Origin of the sequence: Bacillus sp. SN32 (assembly GCF_002837495.1) — a bacterium.
GTDB classification, from domain to species: domain Bacteria; phylum Bacillota; class Bacilli; order Bacillales; family Bacillaceae; genus Bacillus; species Bacillus subtilis.
The window spans coordinates 269,207-280,706 of record NZ_PJCT01000003.1; the positions used below are offsets into that span (position 1 = coordinate 269,207).

Below are 11,500 nucleotides of genomic sequence, written 5' to 3' on the forward strand. Positions count from 1 at the left end.
TAGTTTTAGGCTTTTTCCTTGCTTAGTCCATGTTTTTGATCAGTTCTTCTCCGAACTCTGAACATTTCACTTCAGTCGCCCCGTCCATTAATCTAGCAAAATCGTAAGTTACGACTTTGGAAGCGATTGTTTTTTCCATAGATTTGATAACCAAATCAGCCGCTTCGTTCCATCCTAAATGCTCAAGAAGCAGAACGCCTGAAAGAATAACTGAAGATGGGTTTACTTTATCAAGGCCTGCATATTTAGGAGCCGTTCCGTGCGTCGCCTCGAAAATCGCATGTCCTGTTTCGTAGTTGATGTTCGCTCCAGGAGCAATGCCGATTCCGCCGACTTGCGCAGCAAGAGCATCAGAAATGTAATCTCCGTTCAAGTTCATTGTCGCAACGACATCAAACTCGTTTGGACGCGTTAAGATCTGCTGAAGGAAAATGTCAGCAATGCTGTCTTTGATAATGATTTTTCCTGCTGCTTCCGCTTCGCTTTGCGCTTTGTTGGCAGCGTCTTTTCCTTCTTCTTCAGCAATGCGGTCATATTGAGCCCATGTGAAGACTTTATCTCCGTATTCTTTTTCAGCAAGTTCATAGCCCCAGTTTTTGAAGGCGCCTTCTGTGAACTTCATGATGTTTCCTTTGTGAACAAGCGTTACAGATTTGCGGCCATGCTCGATCGCATAATCAATGGCAGCTCTGACCAAGCGGCTTGTTCCTTCTTCTGAAACAGGCTTAATGCCGATACCTGATGTCTCAGGGAAACGGATTTTGTTGACGTTTAACTCATTTTGAAGGAAGCTGATAAGCTTTTGCACTTCTTCAGAGCCTTTTGCATACTCGATGCCTGCGTAAATATCTTCTGTATTTTCACGGAAGATGACCATATCAGTATCTTCAGGGCGTTTTACCGGTGACGGCACTCCAGTAAAGTATCTTACAGGTCTTAAGCAGACGAATAGGTCAAGCTCTTGTCTGAGCGCTACGTTCAAAGAACGGATACCGCCGCCGACAGGTGTCGTTAACGGGCCTTTAATCGCGATGAAATATTCGCGGATCACATCTAATGTTTCAGCAGGGAGCCACTCACCTGTTTTATTATAAGCCTTTTCTCCGGCGTAAACTTCTTTCCATGTAATTTTCTTTTCGCCTTTGTATGCTTTTTCTACTGCTGCTTCCAAAACCTTCGAAGCCGCGTTCCAAATATCAGGACCGGTTCCGTCTCCTTCGATAAATGGGATAATCGGGTTGTTTGGTACGTTTAATACTCCGTTAGAGACTGTAATTTTTTCACCTTGTGCCACAATAAAAACCTCCCAGTATGTAATTCATATTTAGAAAACATTTTATTTTTCTTATATAGAAAATAAAATGATTTTTCCTAACATTCAATTTAAAGTGTAACCCAATTTTGATGTTCTGAACAAGAGGCTAACCTCATTAACGCAAGCCAGCCTCCAATGGTTCTTTAGGCTCTTTCTTCAATCGGAACGAATTTTTGTTTGTCAGGGCCTGTGTAATCTGCCCGCGGGCGGATCAGACGGTTGTTGTCATACTGCTCAAGAATATGAGCGAGCCAGCCGGACATTCTGCTTACAGCAAAAATCGGTGTAAACAAATCATGGTCAATACCGAGGCTGTGATATACAGAAGCCGAATAGAAATCAACGTTAGGCGGAAGCTTTTTCTCTGATGTGACGATGTCTTCTATACGAATCGACATCTCATACCATTTGCTTTCGCCTGTCAGGTTGGTCAGGCGCTTGCTCATTTCTTTCAGATGCTTCGCGCGCGGATCACCATGCTTATACACACGGTGGCCGAATCCCATGATTTTTTCTTTCTTTTCAAGTTTAGCGCGGATGTACGGCTCAGCGTTTTCCACTTCACCGATTTCTGTCAGCATTTTCATAACGCCTTCATTCGCTCCGCCGTGAAGAGGCCCTTTCAGCGCGCCGATTGCTGCAGTAATGCCTGAATAGATGTCAGAAAGTGTTGCGACGCAGACCCTCGCTGTGAACGTTGATGCGTTCAGCTCATGGTCAGCATGTAAAATCAATGCTTTGTTGAAGGCTTCAACTTCAATTGGTGAAGGCTCTTCACCGTTTAATGTGTAAAGAAAATTCTCCGCAATACCGTAATCTTCTCTCGGTTCAACAGGCTCAAGACCCTTGCGAATTCTGGAAAACGCTGCAACCAGGCCAGGCACCTTTGCCTGAAGGCGGATCGCCTTTCTGTAGTTGGCTTCCGGGTTCATGGTATCAGCCTCGCTGTCAAGCAGGCCTAGTAATGAAATTGCTGTCCGAAGAGCAGCCATGGGATGAACATTTTCGAGGGAATAAGATTTGAAGTGCTCAATAATTTCTTGCGGAACGGCAGCTTCCTTTGCAAGCTGCTGCTTTAACTCTTCAAGCTCTTTTTTGATTGGCAGCCTTAGATGCCAAAGCAAGTAGATGATTTCTTCAAAACTTGCATTCTCTGTCAAATCATCGATATCATACCCCACATATGTAAGGGTATCATCAATAATAGAACTAACAGATGATGTTGTTGCTACAACCCCTTCAAGACCGCGTGTCGCTGTCATATATAACATCTCCTTTTCAATAAATTTCCCCTTTAAGAGTGTTGTAAAAACATGAGGCTTACTTAAAAAGCACGATGCAAGTATTTCTCTCCCCCAAAAAGAAAATGCTTACATTTTACTGGCTGCTGGAACTAAAACCCTTTGCTTATGAAAGAACATAACAAATTCTTATAAGCTTATTTAAGTTTAAGCCTATTCTCATTATAAACAATAATCAGACATTTGTTAAATGTTTACCTATAATTTTTTTTTTCATTCTGTGATTTCCCCGAAAAAACGCCTTTATTTGCGGGTTTTTGCATACAAAAAAAAAAGCGGCTTTAAGGCCGCTTTTTTTTTATGAAGTGAACAGTTTTACGATCTGCATGGCTAAATAAGCAATCCCCGCTCCGATCAGCGGTCCCACCGCAACTCCTCCAAAAAGCGCGACTGCAAGAATGGTCCCGATCACGAGAGCAGTTGTAATATGCGGATCATTTTCAAGCAGGGTCAGGCCGTTTTTTGCAATCAGCGCCACTGCGATCCCCGCTCCAAGGGCGATCCATGCGTAGGAAGACCGCATTGCTTCTCCAAGCTGCTTAAATCCGATTTCTCCCGTGGCAATCGGGACAAGAACGGCGATGGTAATAATGGTCACACCCCAGTTAATGCCTTTTGACTGGATGGTCGGAAATAATTTCTGATCAAGCCCAACGATTTTGATGATCAAAAGGACGGATACAGCAAAGAGCAATGATTGGTTTTTTGCGATAAGTGCGATAGCCAAGAGTAAAATTAAAAATAAATTCGCTTGTGTAAACACATGCCATCCCTCCTTTAAGATGAATGTATTCATATTCAGCAACAGCGTGAATACATATAAAAAATAGGACATGCTGACGAGAGGAGGACCGTTTTCGTGAATCAATCTTATATCACTATTTTTTTCAGAACCCTCTTTGTCATATCAATGACCGCAGGGTCGATAGCTGCGGCCTATTATTCGTTTCCGTTAACTTATCCGTTCCTGATCGCCCTTATTCTTTCATCAGTGATTCATCCTGTTGTCGATTATTTGGACAAAGTGACAGGATTCCCCCGAACGATAAATGTTCTGGGCGTTCTTGCTTTTTTTCTGCTCGCAGCCTTCGGCGTGCTCACCATTCTGGTAGCCGAAATCGTAACGGGAACAGCCTATCTAGCAAAAACGCTGCCTCCGCATATCAGCACGTTTATTTCATATTGCGAAAAATTGTTTACAACTCATATTCAGCCGCTCTATAACGAGTTAACTCTTTTGTTTCAAGAATTGGAAACGAACCAGCAGGCTTCCATCGTCACTCATATCCAGACACTCGGTGATTCGGCCGCTAAAAATGCCGGACTCCTGCTGTCCCACATTCTAGAGATGATCCCGAGATTTTTCGCTCTTCTCCCCAATACGGCGGCGGTTCTGATTTTTTCTCTTCTGGCAACCTTTTTTATGACAAAGGATTGGCATAAGCTGAAAGCCATGCTTGTTTTAATTCTGCCGGATCGTGTGACAGCTAACAGCAAAGCGATCAGCAGCGAATTAAAAAAAGCAATGACTGGTTTTATCAAAGCACAAGCCGTCCTCGTTTTCATCACGATGGTGATTGTATTTATCGGCCTTTCTCTCTTAAAGGTTGAACACGCCGCAACAATTGCTTTTTTAATCGGGCTTGTAGATCTTCTCCCTTACTTGGGTGCCGGCTCCGTATTTGTGCCCTGGATTTTGTATTTATCGATTACGGGCCAGCTGCCCCAAGCGATCGGAATTGGTATCCTGTACCTCGTCGTTCTTATTCAGCGGCAGCTGACAGAGCCCAAGATACTAAGTAAATCTATCGGGATCGATCCGCTGGCAACGCTCATCGCCCTGTTTGCCGGCTTTAAATTATTCGGGTTTTTAGGACTGATTGCGGGACCGGCTGTACTCGTCATCATCCAAGCTTTCATCACAACAGGCGCATTAAAAGAAATATGGTCCTATATCACCGTTCAGCAAAAATAAAACGGCAGCCGTTTTTTTCATGGCTGCCGTTTTTTATTTGATGATGATCCGCTTATTCTTCGACATTCCTCTCAGCCATTTGAACAGAATCGGCTTACACCAGCCGCGGGTAAACGGGATAAGAAGACAGGCGCCGGCCAAATCTGATAAAAAGCCCGGAAGCATCAGCAATAGACCGCCAATGAAAATGCACAGACCGTCAGCAATCGCTTCCCCCGGCATTTTGCCATATTGAAGATCACGCTGAACCTTATAATACACTTCGGTTCCTTGTTTTTTTGCAGCTGCTGCGCCGATAATGCCCGTCAGAATCATGAATAGAACTGTCGGTAAAATGCCAATCAGCTTGCCTAAAAATAGGAATATGCCGATTTCTATTGCCGGAAACACAATAAAAAGCAAAAACAAAAATCTCATATCCAAGCCCCCCACACGTGTAACACGTTCTGTTCAACAAAAGGCATGATAAAGAGAAAAGGAAGGGATTCCCCTTCCGTTTTCACCTGTAATTAAAGAACGCTCGCACGGCCTTGATAGACTGCACCTCTGGAAGCGTCAACTGTAATATCCTGGCCATCTGTCAAAATAGATGTCGCATTTTCCAGACCCACGATAACCGGGATGCCAAGGCTTAATCCGACTACCGCAGCATGGCTAGTCAAACCGCCTTCTTCTGTAATAAGAGCAGACGCTTTTTCAAGGGATGTAATCATATCACGGTCAGTGCTTTTGGTAACAAGTACCGCACCGTCAGTCATTTTTTGCTCAGCTTCTTTTGCATTTTGTGCAACGACAACCGGACCGTAAGCTGATTTGCGTCCAATGCCTTGGCCTTTAGCGATGATATCACCGACAGTATGAACCTTCATTAAATTCGTAGTGCCGGACTCACCGACAGTGCCTGCTGTAATAACGATAAGATCGCCGTGTTTTACAATTCCGCTGTTCAATGATTTTTGGACAGCATCCTCAAGCATCTCATCTGTTGAGCTCGCATTTTGGCCGCTTTCCGCGAATACGCCAGATACGAGGGCAAGCTTTCTGGAAATAGAGTCATTTACAGTAACCGCAACAATCGGAGCCTGCGGACGGTATTTTGCAATCATACGTGCTGTATGGCCGCTTTCTGTCGGCGTTACGATCGCAGCAGCATTCAGGTTAATCGCCGTATGCGCGACAGATTGTCCAATTGCGTCTGTAATTGTCATGCCCACTTGATCTCTGCGTTTTGAGAGAATTTCTTTATAATTTAAAGCTTCTTCAGAACGGGACGCGATGTTATGCATTGTTTGAACTGCTTCAACCGGATAGCTTCCGGCAGCAGTTTCACCAGATAGCATGATCGCATCTGTTCCGTCGAAGATCGCGTTTGCAACGTCACTTGCTTCCGCACGAGTCGGACGCGGGTTGCGCTGCATGCTGTCAAGCATTTGTGTCGCTGTAATAACAGGTTTGCCCAGCGCGTTGCATTTTTTGATCAGTTCTTTTTGCACAAGCGGCACTTCTTCAGCTGGAATTTCCACACCTAAGTCTCCGCGTGCAACCATTAAGCCGTCAGACACTTCGAGAATCGCATCGATGTTGTCAACGCCCTCTTGGTTTTCGATTTTAGGGATGATTTGAATATCCTGAGCGTTATGCTCTTCAAGAAGCTCACGGATTTCGAGCACATCCGTAGAACGTCGAATGAAAGATGGTGCGATGAAGTCTACTCCTTGCTCAATACCGAAAACGATGTCTCGCGCATCCTTTTCAGTAATACCCGGAAGATTGACACTTACGCCCGGTACGTTAACACCTTTTTTATTTTTGAGTGTTCCGTTGTTTAATACTTTTGTTTTGATTTCGCGTTTAGCGGCATCTACATCAAGTACCTCAAGACCGATAAGGCCGTCATCTAAAAGAATCGTTGAACCTTGTTCAACGTCATGGACTAAACCTTCATATGTCACTGAAATTTTATCTGTTGTTCCTACAACCTCGTCCATTGAAATAATGAGCTCTTTGCCTGTTTCAAGCTCAATACCGCCATTTTCCATTGTATGTGTGCGGATTTCAGGACCTTTTGTATCAAGCAGAATTCCAACGTTCTTGCCAAGTTTTTTACTTGCTTCGCGGATATTTTTAATTCTTGCACCGTGCTCCTCAAAATCTCCGTGAGAAAAGTTTAATCGAGCCACGTTCATTCCTGACTCCATTAATTTCGTAAGCATTTCAATACTTTCACTTGCCGGACCGATGGTACAAACAATTTTAGTTTTTCTCATTTGGTTCACTTCCTTCTGAAATCTTCAGCCTTCAGCTGCACATTAGATAGACAGTTCTTTTGAAAGCTGATACATGTTTTGCTCAACTGTGTGTTTTGTCTCAAGTATTTCTATAATATCATGGTCTACAAGCTTATTGTTTTGTATACCTACACAGCGTCCGCCTTTTCCTTCAAGCAGCAGTTCAACTGCATATGCGCCGAGACGGCTTGCTAACACACGGTCAGCAGCACTCGGAGAACCTCCGCGCTGGATATGGCCCAATACAGATACCCTAGTTTCAAGATTTGTTTCTTCTTCAATGCGTTTCCCGAATTCAACACCGCTGCCTACACCTTCGGCAACAATAATAATACTGTGCTTCTTGCCGCGTTCGTGGCCGCGTTTTAAGCGGGCAATGATTTCGTGCATGTCATAGTCTGCCTCAGGGATTAAGATCGATTCCGCGCCCCCTGCAAGACCGGCCCACAATGCGATATCGCCGGCATGACGACCCATTACTTCGATTACATATGTACGTTCATGAGAAGTCGCTGTATCGCGAATCTTATCAATTGCGTCAATTACTGTATTTAAAGCTGTATCGAAACCGATTGTAAAATCAGTGCCCGGAATGTCATTATCAATTGTACCCGGTACACCTACACATGGAAACCCGTGTTCCGTTAATTTTTTCGCACCCATATATGAACCGTCTCCGCCGATAACAACAAGGCCTTCAATACCAAGCTTCTTCAAGTTTTCTATCCCTTTTTCACGGCCTTCAACTGTTTTGAATTCAGGACATCTTGCCGTATAAAGCTTAGTTCCTCCACGATGTATAATATCGCCTACTGATCCGAGTTCAAGCTTTTCAATCTTTCCGCTGATTAATCCCGCGTATCCGTTGTAAATACCGTAAACTTCAACGTCATGATAGATCGCTTTTCTAACTACTGCGCGAACTGCTGCGTTCATTCCCGGGGAATCCCCGCCGCTCGTTAATACCCCTATACGTTTCATTCTCCATTCACCTCAGCAACATATATGATTAAACATAACATGATCATTGCCCTAAAAACAATGAAAAGGGATCTCCATCCTCCCTATGAAACCTTACCTATTATACAATTAAATAAATTGTTTTTAAATAAAATTTAAGGAATGTCACAAAAAATAAACGTGAGCCAAAGGCTTCACGTTTATTTAGTTTACCCCGATATATTGATCTTCAACCGAGACTTTGCCAATTGCTTTATATTTTTCATAGCGCTGCTGAACTAATTCTTCTTCGCTCAGCTTCAGCAAAGTTTTTAACGATTGTTTAAGGGTTTCGTCCATATAGCTTGCCTGCAGCTTCACATCATGGTGCGCTCCGCCTTTTACTTCTTTAATCATATGATCTATAATACCTAATTCTTTTAAATCCGGCGCAGTGATTTTCATTGTTTCTGCTGCTTTTTTAGCAAGACTGGAGTCCTTCCATAAAAGTGCCGCGGCACCTTCCGGAGAAATAACAGAATAAGTAGAGTTTTCCAGCATATGCAAGTGATTGCCTACACCCAGACCAAGGGCTCCGCCGCTTCCGCCTTCACCAATGACGATGCAGATAACAGGCACTCGAAGGCCGGCCATCTCAAACAGGTTTTTGGCAATAGCTTCACTTTGTCCTCTTTCTTCAGCTGCTCGTCCAGGGTATGCCCCCTTCGTATCAATAAAACAGATAATCGGCCTGTTAAATTTGTCAGCCTGTTTCATCAGACGAAGCGCTTTTCTGTAGCCTTCAGGATGCGGCATCCCAAAATTGCGGACTAGGTTTTCCTTCGTGTCTTTGCCGCGCTGATGCCCGATTACCGTTACAGGGAGGCCGTGGAACTTCGCAATCCCGCCGACAATGGCTTCATCGTCCCCGTACGCTCTGTCTCCGTGACATTCAAAAAAGTCGGTAAACAGGTGTTCGATATAATCAAGAGTTGTCGGACGGTCCGCCAGACGCGCGATTTGAACCCGGTCCCATGGCTTCAGATTTTTGTAAATATCATCCTGAAGCTTAGCGAGACGGTCTTCGAGCCGTTCGATTTCCGCACTTAGATCCATATCGGAATCTTGGGTGAATTTTTTTAGTTCGGCGATTTTGGTTTGCAGTTCAATCACCGGTTTTTCAAATTCTAATCTTGGAGCCACTCAATGTCACCTCCTGTTTGATGCATATCCAGCAGATTTTCTAACGTTTTTTTCATATCGTCACGATGAATAACCGCATCAAGCTGTCCATGTTTTAATAAAAATTCAGCCGTTTGGAAGTCCTCAGGCAGTTTTTCTCCTATTGTCTGTTCAATAATCCGTCTTCCGGCAAAACCAATCAGCGCGCCAGGCTCAGCGAAATTGTAATCGCCAAGGGATGCAAAGCTTGCTGATACGCCCCCGGTAGTCGGATGCGTCATTACTGAAATAATAAGACCCTGTTCTTCACTGAACAGTTTTAACGCAGAGCTTGTCTTAGCCATCTGCATCAAACTTAATACGCCTTCCTGCATTCTAGCGCCGCCTGAAGCCGTAAAAATAATAAACGGAACTTTATCAGCTTTTGCTTTTTCAATCGCAAGCGTGATTTTTTCACCGACGACTGAACCCATGCTGCCCATTCTGAATGAAGAGTCCATGACGGCGACTACAGCCGGGTGTCCGCCGATGGTGCCCTTGCCTGTCACAACAGCCTCGTTTAAGGATGTTTTCTCGCGATCTTTTTCAAGCTTTTCCAGATATCCCGGGAAACCAAGCGGATTTTCCGAGAGCATTCCCTGATTGAATTCCTCAAAGGATTTTTCATCCATCAAGCTTTCGATACGCTGTTTTGCGTTCATTGGGAAATGATAATCGCAGTTCATGCATACCCGCATATTTTTATCCAACTCTTTAGTGAGCATGATTTTTTTACACTTAGGACATTTTGTCATAATGCCTTCCGGAACATCGTGCTTCGCTTGATCAGATGGTACGGAAGCATACTTTTTCTTTTTCGTGAATATATCCTTTAACAAATGATTACCTCCCTTTTGTGAAGGGTTCTCTTCACCGCATGTCATCAAACAGATAGACTTGCTAATAACTTTACCGAAACTATTGTACTTTTTTTGTCAAACGCTGTCATCCTCAATTCGACAACTTTTTATTCGATGACGTGCTCGGAAAGGCTTGTATGAAATCAGATAAGGTGTTGAAACGACAAGGTTGACAGCGCATTCAAAAATAATGTTAAACCCGGCTGAAATTTTTTTAAGGCTAACCCCCTAAAAAAATTTCAGCCGTCAGTTTAACTTGAGAACAGCGCGCCGGTCTCCGCCAACGCGCTGCCATTTTTGGAATGAATTAAAATTATTCACCAATAATCGTAAGTTTTCTTGTTTTTTCTGCGACTTCCTCAGGGTCAACAGCGATTCTTGCAACACCTGTTTCCATCGCAGCTTTTGCCACAGCCTTCGCAACAGCAGGCGCAACACGTTTATCAAACGGTGCAGGGATGACATAGTCTGCGCTAAGCTCATCTTCTGAAACCAGTGAAGCAATGGCTTCAACCGCTGCGATTTTCATTTCCTCGTTAATATGAGTGGCACGCACATCAAGTGCTCCGCGGAAAATACCAGGGAATGCAAGAACATTGTTTACTTGGTTCGGGAAGTCAGAACGGCCAGTTCCGATAACGCTTGCTCCGGCTTCACGCGCATCTTCCGGCATGATTTCCGGATTTGGATTTGCCATTGCAAAGATAATTGGATCTTTTGCCATGCTTTGAACCATTTCTTTTGTTAACGCGCCTGCTACAGAGACACCGATAAATACGTCAGCATCAACGATGACATCTTTCAGAGAACCGTCTTTGCGATCTTGGTTCGTGAACTTCGCCACTTCATTTTTGACATCATTCATGCCGTTCGGGCGCCCTTCATAAATGGCCCCTTTGGAATCGCACATCACAATGTCGCGAACGCCATAATGATGAAGAAGCTTGATAATCGCAATGCCAGCCGCACCCGCGCCGTTTGCGACAACTTTAATGGATGACATGGATTTTCCAGACAGTTTCAGCGCGTTCACAAGACCTGCTACGGTTACAATGGCAGTACCGTGCTGATCATCATGGAAAACCGGGATGTTTGTTTCTTTTTTGAGGCGCTCTTCAATGATAAAGCAATTTGGCGCTGCAATATCTTCAAGGTTGACGCCGCCAAATGTCGGTTCCAGCAATTTTACAGTTTCAACGATTTTATCAACATCGTTTGTGTTTAAAGCAATCGGGAACGCATCTACGCCCGCAAAGCTTTTGAAAAGAACTGCTTTCCCTTCCATAACAGGAAGCGCCGCTTCAGGGCCGATGTTTCCAAGGCCAAGTACAGCTGTACCGTCAGTTACAACTGCTACCATGTTCCCCTTCATTGTATAATCATATACTTTGTTAATGTCTTCATGAATATCCTTACACGGTTCTGCAACACCCGGAGAATACGCGAGGCTTAGATCTTTCGCATTTCTGACCTCTACTTTTGATTTAGACTCCAGTTTCCCCTGGTTGACTTTATGCAGGTGTAATGCTTCTTCTCTTAATGACATTCTCCTAAACACTCCTTATGGATATTTTTTGATTCGTATACTGCTGCGTTGATTG

The 11,500-nt window shown here is 44.0% G+C and carries 10 protein-coding genes; 1 reads left to right on the top strand and 9 read right to left on the bottom strand.

The features are described 5' to 3' along the window. Positions 1-22: 22 nt before the first annotated feature. The 3 genes from icd to CW370_RS14930 all read right to left on the bottom strand — a co-directional run bounded on the left by icd (position 23) and on the right by CW370_RS14930 (position 3,379). Positions 23-1,294 (bottom strand): NADP-dependent isocitrate dehydrogenase, encoded by a 1,272-nt coding sequence (icd, locus tag CW370_RS14920; protein ID WP_014477637.1) that lies wholly within the window; start codon positions 1,292-1,294, stop codon positions 23-25. A gap of 164 nt (positions 1,295-1,458) precedes the next feature. Then, positions 1,459-2,577 (bottom strand): citrate synthase, encoded by a 1,119-nt coding sequence (citZ, locus tag CW370_RS14925; protein WP_101169785.1) that lies wholly within the window; start codon positions 2,575-2,577, stop codon positions 1,459-1,461. Positions 2,578-2,914: 337 nt separating this feature from the next. Next, positions 2,915-3,379: a DUF441 domain-containing protein gene (locus CW370_RS14930; protein WP_004398695.1), complete on the bottom strand. Its 465-nt coding sequence runs from the start codon at positions 3,377-3,379 to the stop codon at positions 2,915-2,917. A gap of 96 nt (positions 3,380-3,475) precedes the next feature. On the opposite strand from CW370_RS14930, the gene ytvI reads away from it, so the two are divergent. Further along, on the top strand, positions 3,476-4,591 hold the full coding sequence (gene ytvI / locus CW370_RS14935; protein WP_004399115.1) for a sporulation integral membrane protein YtvI: 1,116 nt from the start codon (positions 3,476-3,478) through the stop codon (positions 4,589-4,591). Positions 4,592-4,624: 33 nt separating this feature from the next. On the opposite strand, the gene CW370_RS14940 is transcribed toward ytvI, so the two are convergent. From CW370_RS14940 to maeB, 6 genes are all read right to left on the bottom strand, one after another. Further along, positions 4,625-5,008: an FxsA family protein gene (locus CW370_RS14940; RefSeq protein ID WP_015251477.1), complete on the bottom strand. Its 384-nt coding sequence runs from the start codon at positions 5,006-5,008 to the stop codon at positions 4,625-4,627. A 92-nt stretch (positions 5,009-5,100) separates the two neighbouring features. After that, positions 5,101-6,858 carry a pyruvate kinase gene (gene pyk / locus CW370_RS14945; protein WP_024573339.1) on the bottom strand — a complete coding sequence of 586 codons (1,758 nt, stop codon included), beginning with the start codon at positions 6,856-6,858 and terminating at the stop codon, positions 5,101-5,103. 42 nt (positions 6,859-6,900) lie between these two features. After that, the gene (gene pfkA / locus CW370_RS14950) at positions 6,901-7,860 is read right to left on the bottom strand and encodes a 6-phosphofructokinase (protein WP_003237788.1); all 960 of its coding nucleotides are present in this window, start codon (positions 7,858-7,860) and stop codon (positions 6,901-6,903) included. A gap of 183 nt (positions 7,861-8,043) precedes the next feature. Next, on the bottom strand, positions 8,044-9,021 hold the full coding sequence (gene accA / locus CW370_RS14955) for an acetyl-CoA carboxylase carboxyl transferase subunit alpha (RefSeq protein ID WP_003229417.1): 978 nt from the start codon (positions 9,019-9,021) through the stop codon (positions 8,044-8,046). Beyond that, positions 9,006-9,878, bottom strand: a complete 873-nt coding sequence (gene accD, locus CW370_RS14960; protein WP_024573337.1) for an acetyl-CoA carboxylase, carboxyltransferase subunit beta — start codon at positions 9,876-9,878, stop codon at positions 9,006-9,008. The genes accA and accD overlap by 16 nt, the downstream gene beginning before the upstream one ends. 334 nt (positions 9,879-10,212) lie before the next feature. Continuing rightward, a complete protein-coding gene (maeB, locus tag CW370_RS14965; protein ID WP_024572448.1) occupies positions 10,213-11,445 on the bottom strand; it encodes an NADP-dependent malic enzyme in 1,233 nt (410 codons plus the stop codon). Positions 11,446-11,500: the final 55 nt, after the last annotated feature.

Bases quoted from the DNA above. Each gene is read 5' to 3' on its own strand.
- maeB (WP_024572448.1), bottom strand. From the start codon at position 11,445: ATGTCATTAAGAGAAGAAGCATTACACCTGCATAAAGTCAACCAGGGG.
- pyk (WP_024573339.1), bottom strand. From the start codon at position 6,858: ATGAGAAAAACTAAAATTGTTTGTACCATCGGTCCGGCAAGTGAAAGT.
- pfkA (WP_003237788.1), bottom strand. From the start codon at position 7,860: ATGAAACGTATAGGGGTATTAACGAGCGGCGGGGATTCCCCGGGAATG.
- CW370_RS14940 (WP_015251477.1), bottom strand. From the start codon at position 5,008: ATGAGATTTTTGTTTTTGCTTTTTATTGTGTTTCCGGCAATAGAAATC.
- citZ (WP_101169785.1), bottom strand. From the start codon at position 2,577: ATGACAGCGACACGCGGTCTTGAAGGGGTTGTAGCAACAACATCATCT.